Source organism: Flavobacterium branchiicola, from assembly GCF_018383905.1.
Taxonomy (GTDB): Bacteria; Bacteroidota; Bacteroidia; order Flavobacteriales; family Flavobacteriaceae; genus Flavobacterium; species Flavobacterium branchiicola.
In genome coordinates this window covers 223,049-243,284 of sequence record NZ_JAGYWA010000007.1, presented here as the reverse complement: position 1 = coordinate 243,284, position 20,236 = coordinate 223,049, and the positions used below count along the sequence as shown (strand labels likewise).

Here is a 20,236-nt window from a genome sequence, read left to right as displayed (position 1 = left end):
ATACCTACAAGGTTTTGAAAACCTTGCAGGAAACGTCAAAATACTATTTATAATGGATTGTATTCTCAAAAAACACCTTCCATTCTTTCATTATCTTTTCGACCGAAAAATTCTCCGAAGTCAGTTTTGCGTTTTCACCCAATTTCAATCTTACTTCTTCATTTTCCATTAAAAAAGAAAGTTTGTCGGCATACATTTCAAAATCATTATCTGGAATCAAAAAGCCATTTTCAGCATTTGTAATAATGGTTCGTGGACCAATCGGACAATCAAAAGCGATGCAAGGTAAACTTGAAGCCATTGCTTCTAATAAAACCATAGGAAAACCTTCGGTTCTTGAAGTCATTGCATAAATTGAAGATTCAAGATATTTTTCTTCAATATCTTTTACAAAAGCATAATAATTTACGTTTGCTATTTTTGTTAAAGATTCAATTTCATCAGTATAAATTTCTAATGTCCAATCACGATGATTTTTATATGTTTTTTTCCAAATCACCAATAATCGGTCTAAACCTTTTTCATAGGAATTTCGGGCAATTGCGATAACTTTTTTATTGTTTAGAGAGGCGCTTTTTTCTGTTTTCAACCAGGAAGGATTTGCTATTACAATTCCATTTTTCACTTTCCATTCTTTTAGACTTTCATCTGAAAGTGCCACCACTTTTGTGAATTTCTGCGCACTAAAATCTTTAAAATTTTGTTTTATTTTTTGAATGAATTTCGAAAATAAATCTGTATTCGGCTTATTTTCTTCTATAAATTTTGAACCGTGAATTTCGAAAACAACCGGAGTTTTTGTTTTAATTAGGAACGGAAAAATAAAAGCTTTTAAACCATTATCTACAACCAAAATAACATCAGGCTGAATTTCTTTAATCTTTTGATTTAATTGCTTTTGATACGCTTTTAAAAACTGAAAAGCATTTCCTTTTAAAATGATATTATGAAATTTTATTTTAGAATTAAAATCATAAAAAGGCAATTCCTCTTCTTCATTTTGAGATAAAATATGCACTTCATAATTAAAATGCTCTGTAAAATAATTTGCTTTTACAGACAAAACGCGCGCAACCCCACCGGCATTTTTTATTTTGGGAACAATGTAAAGAAGTTTCATTTTTTGGAATTCAAAAAAGTCTGATAATCCCGAATATAATCGGTTTCTTCAAAAACATCGGAAGCCAGAACAAGACAAATTGCACCCGAAGAAAAATTTTCCAGTTCTCTCCAGATATTATTTTCAATTAATAATCCTTTATCCGGTTTATTCAGAAATACTTTTTTTTCTGATTGTCCATCTTTCAGGACAACATCAAAACTTCCTGATATTGCAATTAAAATTTGCCTCAATTTTTTATGAGAATGACCTCCTCGCATGGAATGCGATGGTATATCATATAAATAATAAACCCTTTTAATCTCAAAGGGAAGAATATCATTTTCTAAAACTGCAATATTACCTAAACTATTCTCTATTTTAGGGATGTCAATAATCTTTACGTTCATTTTAATTTTGATTTGGCTATTTTGCGGTCATCAGTTCAATCCACTGTTTTCCTATTTTTTCTAATGAAAAATTAAGAACACTCGTTAATGTATTTTCCTTACAATATTTATATAAAATTTCATCTGAGATAAATAAATTCATAGCTCGGGTAAGTTCTTCCCAATTTTGATTTGCTACTAAAATACCATTTTCAAAATTAAGAATGAGAGCGCGGGGACCAAAATCGCAATCAAATGATATTACAGGAGTTTTACAAGCTAATGATTCTAAAATAACATTTGGAAAACCTTCATTTTTACTACTTAAAATTAAAAACTTTGCTTTGCTCATAAATTTAAAGGGGTTGTTTTGATACCCTAAAAGATGAACAAATCCTGAAATATTATTTTCTGAAATTGTTTTTTCGAGACTCAATTTATTTCCATTTCCAACGATGACCAAATGAATTTGTTTTTGTGGCAAAACTGATTTGGCATAACTTGAAATTAGTTTATCAAACTGTTTAATTTCATTTTCATATTGCCCTACTGCAATAACAAATTCAAAATTCACTTCAATTTCTTCATCTCTTTTTTCTTGAATTTCAGCTATGTATACGGGATTATGTATTGTAATTACATTCTTTAGTTTATGTTTTGTTTCAATTAGGATTTTCATTTCTTTCGTAATCGCAACATTTGCGAGACAATGATTGTACATTATACGTGTCAGCCACGAATTATCTGGCATATAATGATCAATAAGAAAACTATGAACTGTAAAAATTGTCTTGGCTTTATAAATAAATCTGGCGAGAATAAGCTCCTGAATAATCTTGGTCCTGAATCGAAAATCAATAATAAAATCAAAATGATTCTCTTTTAAATATTTTCGTAAAACAGACAATCTTTTGACTTTATTAAAAAATCCGTTGCTTTTGTTTTTAAGCAGCCCGAGATTGACCAATTTACCGGAATAGGGAAAACTAACTTCATCTAAAACAATAATTATATCAATTTCAAAACCTTGTCTTTCAAAAAAAATAGACAAATTTGCCATTACTTTATCGCTTCCACCTCCGCTAAGACGGTAACCAATTAAAGCAATTTTCTTTTTTTTGTCAGACATTATCATTCTTGATTTCTTATTTTCGTATCAAATATATAACTCTTTAAAAACAATATGCAAGATAAATTATTAGTCACTATTATTTGCTTATGCTACAATCATGAGAAATTTGTTGTGGAGAGTTTAGATTCAGTCTTAAAACAAGATTATAATGCTATTGAATTAATTATTGTAGATGATTATAGTACCGATAATTCAAAGAAAACAATAGAAAAATGGGGCGCCAATTATCCTCAATTTCAGTTTATTGCTAATGAAACGAATCTAGGAAATACAAAATCATTTAATAAAGCTTTAAAATTGGCAAAAGGGGAATTTATTATTGATTTGGCTGCCGATGATGTTTTACTACCCAACTGTGTTTCGTTGCAAGTTCAGGCTTTTAAGGAAAGTAATTTTAAAAATCTGGGTATTGTTTACGGAAACGCTGAACTAATTGATGAAAATGGAACTTTTGAATCTTATTTTTTTCCTGTAAATAGTTCAAAAGAAACGACCGAAAAAAGACCTGTAGGCGATATTTACCTTTCAATTCTTTCCGGAGGAAATAGTTTTTGTTCTGTTTCGTCGATGACCAAAAAATCAGTTTTTGATGATTTAAAAGGTTATGATGAAAGTCTTGCTTACGAAGATTTAGATTTTTGGATAAGAGTATCCCGAAATTATGACATTGATTTTATAGACTCTATTTTAGTACAAAAAAGGATTTTGAAAAACTCTCTGATTTCAAAATTCTATTTAAAAAATGATGCACACGCAAAAAAAATAAATAATTCAACATTCTTACTATTGCAAAAAGCTATTCTTCTTAATAAGACAAAAGAGGAACACAAAGCTATTTTGAAAAGGATACATTTTGAGATGATTCTTAGTTTTAAAACTTCAAATCTAAATCTATTATTTAGATATACATTAATAGAAATAAGGCAAAGAATCCGAATATTTTTTATTAAAAGTTAGAAAAATTATAATAGCTTTTTTATTTCACGCTCTATTTGCACTTTTGTTCATTTACATATTTTAGGGACAAAATATGATTAATTTCTAAAAACTATTTTTAGAATAAACTCTTCCTGAAATACACACACAAACCTATAAAATAAAGAAAATTATCAAACGCTTGTGCCATTATTACTCCCTCAATTCCACAATAATCAATACAAAGTAAACTTAAAAAATACAATACCGTGAGAGATAATGTCTCGGAAACGATGAATGCTAAAGTTAACTTTTTTGCAAAAAACTGATATCCCAAAATTAAAGATGCCACTTTAAAAACATCTCCAACCAATTGCCAAAAAAACAGGGTTGTAACAGGAAGAAACTCTTTGGTAAACAACAACTGTACAATAACGGAACGGCCAAGATAAACGACAATTATACACAGACAAAAAACCGGTAAAATAAATTTATAATATTGCCAAAAAACAATCTTGGTATCATTTGTATTCTGAGCTTTTGAAAGTTTAGGTAAAAAATACACCATTAGAATCGTAGTGACAAATAGCATATAATTAGAAGAAATCCGTGTCATTGTTTCCCAAAAACCAGCCTGATTAATACCTAACTTTTCAATTACATTATTCCGTATCGCTAAAAAGACAATTGGCCCAAAAACTGACGAAAACAAAGCCATTAGAGAATACGGCAAAAGATTTTTTATAACTTTAAAATCATAAAGTCGAAAACAAATTACTTCTGAAAGTTTAATTTCTTTGTTTACAAAATAAAAAGTGCTGAAAAAAAGCAAGCACGGCAAAATACAAATAGCAAGTAATGCTCCCAAAATCTTGAATTTAAAAATCATTAAGAGAGAGATTAGCAATCCTGCAATATTACCAATAATATTGACCAAAATTACTTTCTTAAACTTACTTAATCCATTTAGCAACGCCAATAAAAAAATGGATACCGCATACCATGGTAATGTAAATGCCAAAACCTTAAAAACCAAAGAATAATCCGAATAAGATCTAAAAATAGTATCATTCCAAAAAGAAGCAAAAAAATACAAAACGCAGCCTGAAATTAGCGCAATAAAAACCAAACTGATAAAAACAGTTGCCATTATTTTTTGCAATTCATCACTATTTTTTTGATTTTCAGCCACATACTTAACTATTCCATTTTGAAAACCCAAAGTCAGAATAGTTTCAAGCGAGGTTAAAAAATTACGTAAGTTTCCAACCAAAGCCATTCCCGCCGGCCCCACAAAAATGGCTAAAAATTTAGAAGTAATCAATCCCGTACTAATCTTTAAAACTACATTAAAACTATTCAAAGAGGTAATCTTAAACAAAGTTGTTCCGGTTATTTTTTTTATGAAATTCAATTTTAATATTTATTTAAAATTTCGATAATAAAATCTACTTCAGTTTCTGTTAAAACGGGACTCATTGGCAAGCTTAGCACTTCATTATGAATTTTCTCCGTTATAGGAAATGATAAGTTATTCCATTCTGAAAATGCCTTTTGCTGATGTGGCGGAATTGGATAATGAATAACGGTCTGAATATTATTCTGAGTTAAATAGTCTTGCAGATCACCACGGTTTCTGGTTCTGATAACAAATAAATGAAAAACATGATTAGAAGATAAATCCCAAAACGGAAGTATTATTTTATCGTTTTTAATTCCGGCTAAATATCGTTTTGCAATTGTTCTGCGCTTTTCATTATCTGTATTTAAATTTGGCAATTTTAAATTTAAAAAAGCGGCCTGTAATTCATCCAATCTAGAATTTACACCAATATAGTCATTATAATATTTCTTTTCTGATCCATAATTTCGAAGAGAATAAAGCACTTTTGCCAACTCTGAATCGTTTGTTGTAATCGCTCCGCCATCGCCCAGACAACCTAGATTTTTTCCGGGATAAAAGCTGTAAGCCATTGCAGATTTTAGATTTCCCTCCTTTTGGATTTTGGAATTTGGAATTTGAGATTTTACATTTGCATAAGCTCCATGCGATTGCGCACAATCTTCCACAACAATTAAATGATGCTTTTCTGCAATTTCATTTATTTTATCCATTTCTGCTAATTGCCCATAGAGATGAACAGCTAAAATAGCTTTTGTATTTAAAGTGATTTTTTCCTGAATCAAATCGGGATTTATATTGTAGGTTTCCAACTTTGGTTCTACCAGAACCGGAACTAAATCGGCTTGTAAAATGGCTAAAACACTTGCTATATAAGTATTTGCCGGAACGATTACCTCATCGCCTTTTTTTAATTTTCCGAGTTCGATATAGCCTTTAAAAATTAAAACTAAAGCATCCAATCCGTTTCCAACTCCAATACAATATTTGGTCTGACAATATTCGGCGAAAGCCTTTTCAAAAGTTTGCAATTCTTTTCCTAAAATATACCAGCCGTTTTCTAAAACTTCTTTCAGTTTTTCCTGAAAAGCAGTTTCATACGGTTCGTTTATTTTTTTCAGATCCAGAAAGGGTATCATTTTAAAACAATTTTGTAGAAATCCTGATTGTAAACAGAGCAGCCCAATTCTTCTTTTTGCTGCAAAAGTCCGGTGTGATATCCGCTTTTATTTTCTTCATTCACAATTCCCATATCAAAAAAATGCTTTCCTTTTCTTTTATATTTATGGATCAGATTAATAAATAAAAAATCTAGAGCTCTTACTTCTTCGCCTTTTTCAGAAGTGGCTCCATATTGCGATTTTACCACATTTTGAGTTTCAAAAATGGTAATTCCGGCAATAATCTGATCGTTCTGATAAACGGAATATTGTCTGATTTTATCCGGAAACTTTTGTTTTAAAAGTGTGATTTCTTCTTTAGTGTGAACTGGTTTTGTGTTGAATTTTTCCAACAACCTTGGCTGTAAAATCGATTCCCAAAAAGGTTCAAAATATTCTTCTTCAATGATATCCAAATCAAGATTTTCAATTCTCCTGAAATGTTTCATTTTACTTTTTGAAATCTTCAAAGGTAATTTTAAGTTGATTGCCAGATTCATTTCTTTTCTGTCGGATTTGGCTTCTCTTTTAAATAAAAAAAAGTCCATTTCTTTATTTCCTGCTGGAAAATAAAATCCCGGAATGGGTTTGTAATAAAAGTTTTCTATTACGTTTTCTTTCAGAAAAAACAGAATTTCATCTAAAATAGCTTCTACTTTCTCTGCTTTTAATTTTGGTAAATAAACCAGACCTCCATAGGTAAGTCCCTGGTGTGAGTATACGGAATTTCCATTTTTATTGGCGGGAAGAATTGCCCGTAATTTTTCTTCTTCAAAAACCAAAAGAGAATAGTCTTCAAAGCGATCGTTATGATACTCCATAAAATCACGATGAAATAAAAACGTCGCATTCTTAGCCTGATGGACAAAATTGTTCCATAATTCGTAATCTGACGCTTGATATTTTTTTACGCTATATTTATTCACTTTAGTTATTTTTATGATCAAAAGCCGGTAGATACCATTTGAATTTTACGGCTAATAAACGTACTGAAATTATAACAACAGACGTTAAAAGATAAAGAATATCATTATCTAAATTTAGCTTTTTTAAACCAAAAAATACAATTCCGCCAAAGATGCAAATGGTCGCGTAGATTTCTCTTCTAAAAATAGTAGGAATTTCATTACATAAAATATCACGAAGCACGCCTCCAAAACAAGCCGTCATGGTTCCTAATGCTATGCATATTACAGGATGTAAACCTGTAACAATTCCTTTTTCAAGTCCAATTAATGTAAAAACACCAAGTCCAATGGTATCAAACAAAAACAAGGAAGTTCTAAGTTTGTCCAGCCTTTTTCTAAATAGAATCGTCAGGAAAAAACCTAAAATAATTACGTAAACGTATTTTAAATCCTGCATCCAGACTACGGGAGTCCGGCCAATAAGAACATCACGCAGCGTTCCGCCCCCTACAGCAGTTACAAACGCAATTATAAAGACCCCGAAAGGATCTAATTTTTTATGCATTGCTGTTAACGCTCCTGACATGGCAAATGCCATTGTTCCTATTATATCAAGTAAATCAAACATTTTATTTCATTAAAAGGGCAAAAAAAAGAGGTAAAAAACTTGAATTGATTACCTCTTTTATACTAATTATTTTTTTACGTAAATGGGGCTTCTTTTTAACAGATAGGAAATTGACTCCATCCAACTGTCTTTTACTGCTAAAAATGGTTTACGGCTTTGTGAGTAAATTTTTGTGCCATTTTTATACATGTCAAAGTAAACTGTGTAGTAGTAATAAACTGTTGTATTTGCTGTTGTAGTCGAAATATCATTGGTTGTTACTTTTTTATTATTATTACTTACTTTTGCGTTACCACTGTTGTAAGTTGTTGCAGTTGTACCAGAATTCATAGTATAAGATACTTTTGCTGCTACAATGTTATCTACTCCCAATATTCTTTGCAAATCTTCGATAGGTGTTTCATCTATCGTATTATGATCAATTCCTGCCTTATGTAACAAACTATTGGTTGTTCTTAAATCCTGAACGGTCAGAGGGAAAATATTCGCTGATTTGTCTAATAATTTATTGTAAAGATCATTTTGGGCAAACTTAGCCATATCCTCAGAACTTTGCTGATTATCAGAATTCATATAAGGAACTGGTAATACGGCTATGGTATTGGGTTTGAATGTTGCAGCGGCTATCGTTTGATCAGCACTACTTTGAGAGGTATTATTTTGCGATACATTACCGGAATTCGAAACATCAAATGTCTGTGAACGTCCGCTTGCAAAATCGATACGTGCAATTTGAGAAACATCAAGCGCAATTAACAAAGTTTCTCCCGGTAAAGAATATTCAACCTCTTTATCTGATATTTTAGCAATGGTACAATCAATGATTTGATAGTCTCTTTTTATAATTTTATCTATTTTTTTTGCCTGAGCAAAAATTGTAGCCGAAGCGAGTAACATAATTACAATGGCAAATACATTTTTAATTTTCATAAGGTCTTAATTTTCAATATTTTGTTTTTAAAAATTTGTGGTATTGTGATTGCCACTAAGATACAAAACCAATTTATTTTCTCACAAAATAAACCAGAAAAACAGTAAATTTTCTTTACATATTCTGCGTATAGTAATTATAGTCTTTCAAAATCACTCTGATAAAATCACTATTATTTCCAGATTGATTTTTAATTCCTGTAACACTCTCAATTTTAGCAACTAATTTGTAGATGATTTCGTGATCGTTTTTAGCATCTGCTTTTTTGAATGTTTCTTTAATAATTCGCATATCATTATCAGATAATTTAATCACCAAAGGATATGTCGGAACATAAGCATTTCCTATCTCTTCCAGAATAGTATGACTTATATTAATATTATTTTTTAAGGTAATCACTGCGGTTCCTGCTGCAATATCACCAAGTCGTTGTCCTTTTTTACTTGTAACAACAGTAATAAGCGCCACCAAACCATACAAAGCCGAAAAATCAATTATTCTAAAAAACCAGCGAATTAAATAATCGCCAAATCCGGCCTGATAGCCATCAATTTTTACCACTTTTATTTTGACCAGTTTTTTTCCAAACGACTGACCTTCAAAAATACTTTCTAAAGTGATGGAATAAATTATAGCAGGAAAATAAATGATTAGCAGAATAGAACCTCTTGACCAGGAATCTAAACCATCCATCAATTTATCCAGATGAAGCCAGTAAAAAACCACCATCGAAATCACGAAAATATAAGACCCTTTAATCAGTAAATCAATAAAATAAGCACCCAATCGTTCACCAACAGAGGCAGCGATGAAATTTATTTTAACATTTTGTGTTGTATTAATAGATAATTCTGACATATTTTATATTTTAGCCTACAATGAGAGAAGTCGCCTTCATAAAACAGAACAAAGAAAAATGGCTGGAATTTGAGCTAGCTATTTTTGGCAAAGCTAAAAAAAATCCTGACGAGTTAGCTAATTTATACATTCAAATGATGAATGATTTGTCGTATGCGCAAACGTATTATCCAAAAAGTAAAACAGTAATTTACTTAAACCATCTTGCATCGCAAATCTATCAGAAAATTTACAAAACCAAAAGAACAGAAAAAAACACCGTACTGGAATTTTTCTTAACCGATGTTCCGTTGCTTGTATATGAATACAGACGTTATTTAATGTATTCTTTTATTTTGTTTGCGGTAACTGTCGCTATTGGAGTAGTTTCAGCAAAATACGATCCTAGCTTTGTTCGTTTAATCCTTGGCAATGATTATGTCAATATGACCTTAGAAAACATTAAAAAAGGAGACCCAATGGCCGTATATGGCTCAGGAAGCAATTGGGGAAGTTTTATTGGCATCACGATGAACAACCTTTATGTGGGAGCAAAATGTTATTTCTTCGGAATTTTTGCCGGAATTGGAACTTTTTTTATTTTCCTGAATAATTGTATCATGCTGGGTTCATTTCAGTATTTCTTTTATGAACAAGGTGTTTTCTGGAAAAGTGTCAGAGGAATCTGGATTCACGGTTCTATGGAAATATTTGCCATTGTAATTGAAACAACAGCCGGATTTATTTTGGGGGCCTCTATGTTATTTCCAAAAACATTTTCGAGACTAAATTCCTTTAAAATTGGTTTTAAAAACAGTTTCAAAATTTTCCTTAGTACATTTCCGTTTACCATCAGTGCCGGATTTCTGGAAGGTTTTATTACGCGTTATTCTATCGATATGCCCAATTGGTTAAGTAGCTTTATCATTTTATTTACATTAGGAATAATTTCATTTTATTATTTGGTATACCCGTTTATTGTACACAAAAAAACACAACAATTATAAGCCTAACTGAATTAATCGGAACACCTAATGAACAGAATTTTCTTCCTTTTACTTTTTCTTCTTTTCTGCACAACTTTTCATGCGCAGGATTCTTTGGCGACCGAAGAACCTCCAAAAATTGCTACAGTAAAGTATACTGAAAAAGACATTCAAATTGACACTACTACTGTTGAAGCGAAAACTTTTGCTAAAGATTTCAAAAAGAAATACACTGATGCTGATTTTGTTTACGAAACAAAACCTCTGGAAAAAACACTTTGGGATGACTTCAAAGAATGGCTTGCCAGCTTGTTTAGAAAAATGTTTACGTTTAAAAATCCGCAGGCATCACTTAATTTTGTCGCATTGCTATTAAAGATAATCGCCGTTTTGGTAATTATTGTTGTTATTTATCTTATTGTAAAAGCATTAATCAATAAAGAAGGTCGTTGGATATTTGGGAAAGATGCTCAAAAAAGAAGCATTATTTATTCCGATGCAGAAAAAAACATCCATCTTTTAGATTTCGAAAAATTAATAAAAGAAAGCATTCAGTCCGGACAAAAAAGAGCCGCTATTCGATACTATTATTTATGGTTGCTAAAAGTCATGGCACAAAATCGATACATCGAATGGGATATCGAAAAAACCAATTCAGATTATTTATACGAACTTCAAAACCCTGTTCATAAAGAAGAGTTCACCTATTTATCTTATCTCTATAATTATATTTGGTATGGTGAATTTGAAATTGATGAACGTACTTTTATAAAAACCGAAAACCGATTTAAAAAAGCCATAAAAACCTTTAGCAATGAATAAATCTATCAAAATTTATGTGGCTATTCTGGTTTTTGTTTTAGCCTTAATTCTAATTGCAGACCGGGACAAGCCAAAACCTATCGACTGGAGCCCTACTTTTTCTGTTCAGGATAAGATTCCTTATGGTCTGTTTATCTTTGATAAAGAGATCAATACGCTTATGAAAGGTTCTAAGATTGAAAAAATAGCGACTGTAACTCCATATGAATATTTAGATTCACAATATGATGAAGATTCTCTGGTTTCTGCATACAGAATAAAAGGCACTTTCATCAATATAGCAGAACAGCAAGATATTGATGATGAGTCTGTAAAAGAACTTTTTTACTTTGTTTCGCATGGTAATAATGTTTTTTTGAGCATGAGAAATTTTCCTCAAATTTTAATGGACAGTTTAAAACTAGAAGTGCAAACAAATTTTAAAAATTTAAACAGCACTTCGATCTGGATGGCGAACAAAAAAATGAGTTCAAAAAAATACTTTTTTAAACAATCGCTGGAAGATTATTTTACTAAAATCGACACTTTAAAAACCACTGTTTTAGGTTATCAGACTTCTGTTAAAAACGAAAAACATATTAATTTTATAAAAGTTCCCTACAAAAACGGTTACTTTTATTTGCACACACAGCCGGCAGCTTTTACCAATTATCATTTATTAAAAGGAAATCATTATCAATATGCCGAAAATGTATTGTCTTATATTCCAAAAGGAGATATTTTCTGGTATATAAAAGGCCAAAATGGAGAATCAATTTCCAATTCACCTTTACGTTATATTTTTAGTCAGCCGGGATTAAAATGGGCGTATTATTTTGGGATTATTGGCATTCTGATTTTTATTATTTTTAATGTTAAACGAAAACAGCGAATAGTTCCGATTATTAAACCGTTGCCTAATTTAACCGTTGATTTTACCAAAACCATTGGTAATTTATATTATCAGGAAGGCGATCACACCAATATTATCGATAAAAAAATTATTTATTTCTTAGAGAAAATGAGAAATGAATATTTAATGGATACAACAAAACTGGATGATGATTTCATCAAAAAACTGCATTATAAAACAGGTAAAAACATCACCGATATTCAGGAACTTGTATTCCTAATTAATGAACACAGAAAAAGTTACCACGGAAGTCTGGAAGAAGATTTAATCCGAATTAATAATGCAATAGAAAAAATTTTACATTAGAAATATTTTACCACAGATTAAAATGATTAGCACAGATTAATAAAAGTTTAATTTAAAACAACAGACTAAAATCATTTTTAATCCTTTCAATCTGTGGCAAAAAAACACATATCAATAAAAGAAAACAAACCAAAATATGGACGATTTTAATACCTCAGAAACAGAAATCACAAATGAAAATGTGAATTTTGAAACCAGAATAAATCTAACACCTTTATTAGATCACATCAATAGCATTAAAAAAGAATTGGAAACTGTGATTGTAGGGCAGCATAAAATGATCGATCAGCTTTTGGTGGCCATTTTATCCAACGGACATGTTTTACTTGAAGGTGTTCCCGGAGTTGCCAAAACGATTACGGCAAAATTGCTTTCAAAAACACTAAATATTGGCTTTAGCCGAATTCAGTTTACACCAGATTTAATGCCTTCTGATGTTTTGGGAACTTCAATTTTCAACTTAAAAAGTTCTGAATTTGAATTCAAAAAAGGGCCTATTTTCTCTAACCTGATTTTAATTGATGAGATTAACCGTGCGCCTGCCAAAACTCAGGCCGCATTATTTGAGGTTATGGAAGAGCGCCAGATTACAATTGACGGCACAACTTATCAGCTTGATACTCCATTTTTAGTACTTGCAACTCAAAATCCAATTGAACAGGAAGGAACGTATCGTTTGCCAGAAGCTCAATTAGACCGTTTTTTATTCAAAATCACGATCGATTATCCAAAATTAGACGAAGAAATACTGATTATTCAAAGAGAGCATCTATTACAGAATCACGGCAAACTGGAAGCTATTAAAACGCTACTTTCATCCGCAGAAATAAAAGAATATCAGGCTTTAGTAAGACAAATTAGAGTAGAACAAAATTTACTTGAATATATCGCAAGAATTGTTGTAAACACGAGAGAAAATGCCTTTTTATATCTTGGTGCATCACCGCGTGCTTCAATCGCAATTTTGAACGCTGCCAAAGGTTTTGCTGCCATCCGTGGACGTGATTTTGTTACTCCCGAAGATATTAAAGAAGCTACGATCCCAGTTTTACAACATCGTGTTATTGTAGCTCCGGAAAGAGAAATGGAAGGAATTTCGAGTGCCGAAATTATCAGACAAATTATTGAAACTGTAGAAATACCTAGGTAATTGTTAATGGTTAATTGTGAATGTGAGAAGATAAATGATCTTGCTAAATTCTTATGTCTCCCTGAGCGTAGTCGAAGGGCGCAAAGTAGGACTTCGACTTCGATCAGCCTGACAAAGAGTAGCAAAACTTGAAACCTCAAACCTGAAACTTGAAACCTAAAATCCGAAACCCAATAAACAAAAAATGAAATTCATAAAAAGTCTATATCTCAATAACTTCTTTTTCTATTTGCTTTTGGGCATTATAGCCTTATTTGTTTGTGCTTTTATTTTTCCTAATATCTACAATGCTGTTTGGTTTGGAGTTTTAGCGCTTATTACCTTTTTAGGGCTTGATATTTTACTTTTATATATCACAAAAAACGGATTTGAAGCGGAAAGAATTACCCCTGAAAAATTATCAAATGGAGATTTAAATCCTATTACCATTAATCTGAAAAATCAGTATACTTTTCCGGTTTCTATTAAGATTATTGATGAAATTCCGTTTCAGTTTCAGGTTCGCGATTTTAAAATTATAAAAACATTAAAAGCATCTTCTCAAAAAGAAATTGGTTATGATCTTCGTCCTACAGAACGTGGCGAATATAATTTTGGTGCTTTAAATATTTATGTTTCTTCTCCTCTTAGATTGATTTCAAGAAGATTTTCTTTTGATAAAAACAAAATGGTTCCCACCTATCCTTCCTATATTCAGTTAAGAAAATACGATTTACTGGCTTTTTCGAATAATTTATTCCAATACGGAATAAAGAAAATTCGCCGAATTGGTCATACAATGGAATTTGAGCAAATTAAAGAATATGTTCAGGGTGATGATTTGCGCACTTTAAACTGGAAAGCCACTGCCAAAAAAAATGCTTTGATGGTGAACCAGTTTCAGGACGAAAAATCCCAATCGGTTTATATGGCAATTGATAAAGGGCGCGTGATGCAAATGCCTTTTAATGGATTAAGTTTGCTGGATTATGCTATAAACTCAACTCTTGTTTTATCGAATGTGATTCTGAAAAAACAAGATAAGGCAGGACTTTTTTCTTTTTCTAAAAAAGTAGAAAACAGAGTTTTTGCAGAAAAAAGAGGTTCGCAGATGCAAAAAATCCTCGAAACTCTGTATAATATCAAAACTGACTTTTTTGAAAGTGATTATAGCCGATTGTATGTCGATATCAAGAAAAACATCAACCAAAGAAGTTTAATTATTCTGTACACCAACTTCGAAACCATGGATGGACTAAACAGACAATTACCTTATTTAAAAGGAATTGCAAAAAGCCATTTACTGGTTGTTGTTTTCTTTCAGAATACCGAGTTAAACAGTATCATCAACAAAAAAACAAACACCATTCAGGAAGTTTACGATAAAGTAATTGCGGAGAAATTCATCTTCGAGAAACGCCTTATTGTAAACGAACTTAAAAAATACGGAATACACTCTGTTCTTACTCAACCCGAGAATCTGACTTTGGATGCTATAAATAAGTATTTAGAAATTAAAGCGAGAGGAATCTTGTAAATCACTTTTAAAAAACCACCTTAACTATCTAAACACCAAAAACAAACCATATAAATGAAACAAGTATTTTTAATGTTATCTTTTTTTTTCGCAATGAACACTTTTGCGCAAGTTCCAAACAAATTATCTCCAAGTGATAAAGTCTATGGTCTTTCAAAATTCTGGGAGGAAGTAAATTACAACTTTGTTTATCTGGACAAAGTCGACCGTACAATGTGGGATAACAAATATAAAGAGCTTATTTCATCTGTTCAAAATACAGCTAATGATTACGAATATTATCGTGAACTTCAAAAATTTTGCGCGTTGCTAAAAGATGGACATACAAATATTTCTTTTCCTAACAACATTGAGCAAATGAATACTATGTTTGGAGATTACAGGTTTATGATTAAGAATATTGAGGGAAAGGCAATTATAGTCAGAACGAATTTAAGTAAAAAGGAAGAAATTCCAACAGGGAGTGAAATTATAGAAGTTAATGGAAAACCAACTCCTCAATATATCGCTGAAAATGTGGCACCGTACATCTCTTCCTCAACTGATTATGTTTTACAAGATTGGAGTATTACAAATTTACTTAGAGGTTTAGATGGAGAGACTTTCATCATTAAAATAAAGAAACCAAATAAGAAAATAATCGAGTTAACTTTAACCCATAAAAAAACAGAAGAGGAAGAAGTTTTCCCTCCTTATGAACCTGATAGACAGCTTTTAGATTTTAAATGGATAAACAAAGAAACAGCTTATGTCTCTTTAAACGGATTTAGTAATAAAAAGATTGACAGCTTATTTGTCACAAAACTTCCTGAATTGTATAAAGCTAAGTCATTAATAGTGGACTTACGTTTTAATACTGGTGGCAGCACAAAAATAGGAAGAGAAATATTAAAATATCTTACAAACGACACCATCCTTTATGGTTCAAAAACAAAAAGCAGATTGCACATTCCTGCATTTAAAGCCTGGGGAAAATATGCTAATGTTAAAGATACCATAAACAATGCCTGGAAAAAGAAAGCCTATTTGTCTTATCACGACCAATATTATCATGATTTTGAATATAGTCCCGACACTATCCATTTAAAAGCCCAAAGAGTAGTTGTTCCTACTGTACTTTTAATAGGGCACAATACCGCTTCGGCTGCAGAAGATTTTTTAATATTTACTGACAATCAAAAGCATATGATAAAAATGGGCGAAAAGTCAAATGGTAGTACTGGAGAACCATATGTATTTGAATTACCCGGTGGAGGTTCTGCAAAGGTTTGTACCAAAAAAGATACTTATCCTGATGGTAGAGAATTTGTTGGTTTTGGAATAAAACCAGATATTGAAATTATTCCAAATTTAAAAGATTACTTAAACAAACGAGATGCCACGCTTGAAGAAGCTGTAAAATATTTGAAAACAAAAATGAAGTAACCTAATTTTGTTAGTCAGTTAATTCTAATTTGTTATAATCACTATTGAAATTGTCCATTAAAAAAATAAGAAATGAAAAAATTAATTCTACTAACAGTCGTTTTAACGAGCTTTCTTTCTCAGGCTCAAAAAACAGAAAACATTATCATAATAACCACAGACGGTTTTAGATGGCAGGAAGTTTTTAAGGGTATTGATCCTGCAATTGCAAATGATAAAAAATTCAATCAGGGAGACAGTACTTATATTTATAAAAATTACGGAAGTCCAGACATTCAGGAATCCCGAAAAAAATTAATGCCTTTTTTCTGGTCAGAAATTGTTTCGAAAGGGCAAATTTATGGTAATCGCGATCTTGGAAACAAAGTCGATGTTGCAAACCCATACTGGTTTAGTTATCCGGGATATAGTGAAATTATGACCGGAAATGTTGATCTAAAAGTCAATTCAAACAGTTACAAAGCCAATCCTAACGTAAATGTTTTAGAATTTCTAAATCAGCAATCCAAACTAAAAGGAAAAGTTGCTGCGTTTGGTGCCTGGGATGCTTTTGACCGAATTTTAAATGAAGAAAGAAGTGGTTTTCCAGTAATTTCTGCTTTTGATAATGTGGGCGGAAGCAAACCAACTCAGAGTCAAAAACTATTAAATGAGATGCGTAATAACTCGTATAAACCTTTCCATCTGGATGAATGTTTAGATGTTTTCACGCATTATCAGGCAATGGATGAACTTAAAACTAAAAAGCCAAAAGTACTTTATGTTGCTTACGGGGAAACTGACGAATGGGCACATCACGGTCAATATCGTTCTTATCTGGATGCCGCAAATCAGGTAGATAAATGGATTCAGGAAATCTGGACTTTTGTACAAAACGATCCGCAATACAAAAACAAAACCACTATTTTGATAACCGTAGATCATGGCCGTGGTGACAAAATAAAATCGCAATGGACAGATCATGGCTCAGATATTGCCGGAGCTTCACAAATATGGTTTGCCGCAATGGGTCCGGAAATTGCAGCAAAAGGTGAAATTAAAACCGATTCTCAATTGTATCAAAAACAGTTTGCGCAGACACTTGCTAAAATTATGGGATATACTTTTACTGCCGAACATCCGGTAGCAAACGAAATCCCTGAAGTTTTACAGAAATAATTTTCTTTCTTTTGCCACAAATTACACTAATTTACACTAATTTCTTTCAACTCTGCTTAATTATAATTTGTGAAAATTTGTGAAATTCGTGGCAGAAAAAACTCTGAACCTTTGTATCTACGCAACTTTGCATCTTAAAAAAAAATCTCAGTATCTTAGCACCTTAGAAACTTAGTCGCTCAAAAAAAATGAAACAAATTACTTCAGTACAAAATCCGTTTATAAAATCTCTTGTTTTATTGCAGGAAAAAGCAAAAGCCCGCAAACAAACCGGAACTTTTTTGATTGAAGGATTACGTGAAATTTCAATTGCTATAAAAGGCGGATATGAAATTGAAACCGTTTTATTTTTACCGGAATTAGTTTCTGAATCAGAAATCAACAAACTGATTCCTTCTCCATTTCAAATTATAGAAATCAATAAAGAAGTTTATCAAAAACTCGCTTACAGAGACACTACTGAAGGTATATTGGCCGTTGCAAAAACCAAATCGCTGAAATTATCCGATTTAAAACTATCCAAAAATCCTTTGATTTTGGTTGCCGAAGCTCCAGAAAAACCAGGAAATATTGGTGCGCTTTTAAGAACCGCAGATGCCGCAAATCTGGATGCTGTTTTGATTGCAAATCCTAAAAGTGATTTATACAATCCAAATATCGTTCGTTCGAGTGTTGGTTGTTTGTTTACCAACCAGATAGCAACCGGAACCACGGCAGAAATAATTGCTTTTTTACAAGAAAACAAGATTGATTTTTACTGTGCGACTTTACAAAATTCAACTTCATATCATACGCAGAATTTCACCACTCCAACCGCTTTAGTTGTCGGCACAGAAGCAACAGGCTTAACGCAGGATTGGCGTGATGCAGCAACACAAAATATTATAATTCCGATGCAGGGAGAAATTGACAGTATGAATGTTTCTGTCGCTGCTGCAATTTTAATTTTTGAAGCAAAACGTCAGAGAGAATTCAAATAACCTTAAACCATAAGCTATGAATTACAAAATTTCACTTTTAGCCTTATTATTTAGTTTTTCAGTTTCGGCACAAATTACGAATCAGGAAGTAGATGAATTGGTCAACCGAACAATAAAAGCATTTGATGTTCCCGGAATTTCAGTTGCAATTGTAAAAGATGGAAAAGTAGTTCTGGCAAAAGGATATGGCGTAAAATCCATCATAACACAACAAAAAGTAGACGCTAATACACTTTTTGGAATCGCTTCAAACAGCAAAGCTTTTACCAGCGCTGCACTGGCGATGTTAGTTGACGAAGGCAAAATAAAATGGGACGATAAAGTGATTAAATATCTTCCTGATTTTAAAATGTACGATGATTATGTTACGAATGAATTCACCATTCGCGACCTGCTAACCCATAGAAGCGGACTTGGACTTGGTGCCGGAGATTTAATGATCTGGCCTGACGGAAGTGATTTCACCGCAAAAGATATCGTACATAATTTGCGTTATTTAAAACCGGTTTCAAGTTTTAGAACCAAATACGATTATGATAATTTAATGTACATTATTGCCGGTGAAATTGTGCATGTTGTAAGCGGACAGACCTGGGCAGATTTTGTAGAAAACCGCATTATGAAGCCTTTGGAAATGAACGGAAGTGTCGCCTCAATAAAACGCTTAAAAGATACTTCGAACGTTATTACTCCGCACGTACCAATTGACGGAAAACTAAAAACAATAAAAAGATACGAAAACCAGCTTTTTGATGGTGCTGCCGGGATTTATTCAAGTGTAAATGATTTGAGTAAATGGGCTATTTTGCAAATCAACAATGGTAAATACGGCGATAAGCAATTGTTTTCGGAAAAAGAACACAACGAAATGTGGCAATTGCAAACTATTATTCCGGCTAAAACAAGACCTCCTTACAATACTCATTTTTCCGGTTATGGTTTGGGCTGGTTTTTAAGTGATGTAAAAGGTTATAAACAGGTTTCACATACGGGAGGATTAGAAGGAAATGTAACGCAGACGACTTTAATTCCTGAATTAGGTTTAGGAATTATTGTACTCACCAATCAACAATCGGGAGCTGCATTTAGCGCGATAACTAATACTATTAAAGACAGTTATCTGGGCATAAAATCAGAAGATTATGTGTCGATTTACAGCAGCAAAATGAAAGAAAGTGAAGATTCTGCTGATAAAGTTACTGCTGAAGTCTGGGCAACCGTTGCAAAAAACAAGAAAGACAAACTAAAAACGGACTTCTCTAAAATCACCGGAACTTACAAAGACAATTGGTTTGGCGAAGTTACCATTACAGAAAAAAAAGGAAAATTATATTTTGCATCAAAGCGTTCTCCACAATTAGCCGGAGAAGTGTTTTTCTACAAAGACGGAAATTATGTTGTAAAATGGAATAATGCCTTTTTCCATGCCGATGCTCATCTTTTGTTTACCTATGATGCAAATGGAAAAGTTACAAACTTAAAAATGCTTCCAATCTCTGACCTGACTGACTTTAGTTATGATTTTCAGGATCTGGATTTTTCGAAAGAATAACTTTTGTTTCAAGTTTCAGGTTCCAAGTTTCAGGTTAAAAACTGAAAC

Annotated in this window: 19 protein-coding genes; 10 read left to right on the top strand and 9 right to left on the bottom strand. The window is 32.0% G+C overall.

Going from position 1 to position 20,236, the window contains the following annotated elements; translation table 11 throughout:
* Positions 1–43 precede the first annotated feature (43 nt).
* Genes KHA98_RS18390 through KHA98_RS18380 form a run of 3 tightly spaced genes read right to left on the bottom strand, consistent with a single transcriptional unit; the run spans position 44 to position 2,617 of the window.
* Positions 44–1,120 carry a glycosyltransferase family 4 protein gene (locus tag KHA98_RS18390; protein WP_213259352.1) on the bottom strand — a complete coding sequence of 359 codons (1,077 nt, stop codon included), beginning with the start codon at positions 1,118–1,120 and terminating at the stop codon, positions 44–46.
* Positions 1,117–1,509, bottom strand: a complete 393-nt coding sequence (locus KHA98_RS18385; RefSeq protein ID WP_213259351.1) for a sugar 3,4-ketoisomerase — start codon at positions 1,507–1,509, stop codon at positions 1,117–1,119. The genes KHA98_RS18390 and KHA98_RS18385 overlap by 4 nt, the downstream gene beginning before the upstream one ends.
* A 16-nt stretch (positions 1,510–1,525) precedes the next feature.
* Positions 1,526–2,617 (bottom strand): glycosyltransferase, encoded by a 1,092-nt coding sequence (locus tag KHA98_RS18380; protein WP_213259350.1) that lies wholly within the window; start codon positions 2,615–2,617, stop codon positions 1,526–1,528.
* A gap of 54 nt (positions 2,618–2,671) precedes the next feature.
* Here KHA98_RS18380 and KHA98_RS18375 point away from each other — a divergent pair, with 54 nt between their 5' ends.
* On the top strand, positions 2,672–3,577 hold the full coding sequence (locus KHA98_RS18375) for a glycosyltransferase family 2 protein (RefSeq protein WP_213259349.1): 906 nt from the start codon (positions 2,672–2,674) through the stop codon (positions 3,575–3,577).
* A gap of 97 nt (positions 3,578–3,674) precedes the next feature.
* Here the strand turns inward: KHA98_RS18375 and KHA98_RS18370 are convergent, their stop codons facing one another.
* From KHA98_RS18370 to KHA98_RS18345, 6 genes are all read right to left on the bottom strand, one after another.
* Positions 3,675–4,949: an O-antigen translocase gene (locus tag KHA98_RS18370; RefSeq protein ID WP_246522418.1), complete on the bottom strand. Its 1,275-nt coding sequence runs from the start codon at positions 4,947–4,949 to the stop codon at positions 3,675–3,677.
* A gap of 2 nt (positions 4,950–4,951) precedes the next feature.
* Complete coding sequence (locus KHA98_RS18365; RefSeq protein WP_213259348.1) at positions 4,952–6,076, bottom strand: DegT/DnrJ/EryC1/StrS family aminotransferase; 1,125 nt, start codon at positions 6,074–6,076, stop codon at positions 4,952–4,954.
* Complete coding sequence (locus KHA98_RS18360; protein ID WP_213259347.1) at positions 6,073–7,023, bottom strand: GNAT family N-acetyltransferase; 951 nt, start codon at positions 7,021–7,023, stop codon at positions 6,073–6,075. The genes KHA98_RS18365 and KHA98_RS18360 overlap by 4 nt, the downstream gene beginning before the upstream one ends.
* A 1-nt stretch (position 7,024) precedes the next feature.
* Positions 7,025–7,633, bottom strand: coding sequence for a trimeric intracellular cation channel family protein (locus KHA98_RS18355; protein ID WP_213259346.1), 609 nt, complete (start codon positions 7,631–7,633; stop codon positions 7,025–7,027).
* Between the two features lie 66 nt (positions 7,634–7,699).
* Positions 7,700–8,563 (bottom strand): hypothetical protein, encoded by an 864-nt coding sequence (locus KHA98_RS18350; protein ID WP_213259345.1) that lies wholly within the window; start codon positions 8,561–8,563, stop codon positions 7,700–7,702.
* 115 nt (positions 8,564–8,678) lie between these two features.
* Positions 8,679–9,422 (bottom strand): RDD family protein, encoded by a 744-nt coding sequence (locus KHA98_RS18345; RefSeq protein WP_213259344.1) that lies wholly within the window; start codon positions 9,420–9,422, stop codon positions 8,679–8,681.
* A gap of 20 nt (positions 9,423–9,442) precedes the next feature.
* Between KHA98_RS18345 and KHA98_RS18340 the strand changes: the two genes are divergently transcribed.
* From KHA98_RS18340 to KHA98_RS18300, 9 genes are all read left to right on the top strand, one after another.
* Positions 9,443–10,408, top strand: coding sequence for a stage II sporulation protein M (locus KHA98_RS18340; protein WP_213259343.1), 966 nt, complete (start codon positions 9,443–9,445; stop codon positions 10,406–10,408).
* 27 nt (positions 10,409–10,435) lie between these two features.
* A complete protein-coding gene (locus KHA98_RS18335) occupies positions 10,436–11,209 on the top strand; it encodes a DUF4129 domain-containing protein (RefSeq protein WP_213259342.1) in 774 nt (257 codons plus the stop codon).
* Positions 11,202–12,407, top strand: coding sequence for a DUF4350 domain-containing protein (locus KHA98_RS18330; protein ID WP_213259341.1), 1,206 nt, complete (start codon positions 11,202–11,204; stop codon positions 12,405–12,407). The genes KHA98_RS18335 and KHA98_RS18330 overlap by 8 nt, the downstream gene beginning before the upstream one ends.
* A gap of 136 nt (positions 12,408–12,543) precedes the next feature.
* Positions 12,544–13,557 carry an AAA family ATPase gene (locus KHA98_RS18325; RefSeq protein ID WP_213259340.1) on the top strand — a complete coding sequence of 338 codons (1,014 nt, stop codon included), beginning with the start codon at positions 12,544–12,546 and terminating at the stop codon, positions 13,555–13,557.
* Between the two features lie 184 nt (positions 13,558–13,741).
* Positions 13,742–15,073 carry a DUF58 domain-containing protein gene (locus KHA98_RS18320; RefSeq protein ID WP_213259339.1) on the top strand — a complete coding sequence of 444 codons (1,332 nt, stop codon included), beginning with the start codon at positions 13,742–13,744 and terminating at the stop codon, positions 15,071–15,073.
* A 54-nt stretch (positions 15,074–15,127) separates the two neighbouring features.
* The gene (locus KHA98_RS18315) at positions 15,128–16,498 is read left to right on the top strand and encodes a S41 family peptidase (protein WP_213259338.1); all 1,371 of its coding nucleotides are present in this window, start codon (positions 15,128–15,130) and stop codon (positions 16,496–16,498) included.
* Positions 16,499–16,570: 72 nt separating this feature from the next.
* Positions 16,571–17,656, top strand: a complete 1,086-nt coding sequence (locus KHA98_RS18310) for an alkaline phosphatase family protein (protein WP_213259337.1) — start codon at positions 16,571–16,573, stop codon at positions 17,654–17,656.
* 188 nt (positions 17,657–17,844) lie between these two features.
* Positions 17,845–18,636 carry a TrmH family RNA methyltransferase gene (locus KHA98_RS18305; protein WP_213259336.1) on the top strand — a complete coding sequence of 264 codons (792 nt, stop codon included), beginning with the start codon at positions 17,845–17,847 and terminating at the stop codon, positions 18,634–18,636.
* Between the two features lie 16 nt (positions 18,637–18,652).
* Positions 18,653–20,188, top strand: coding sequence for a serine hydrolase (locus tag KHA98_RS18300; RefSeq protein ID WP_213259335.1), 1,536 nt, complete (start codon positions 18,653–18,655; stop codon positions 20,186–20,188).
* The last annotated feature ends 48 nt before the right edge of the window (positions 20,189–20,236 follow it).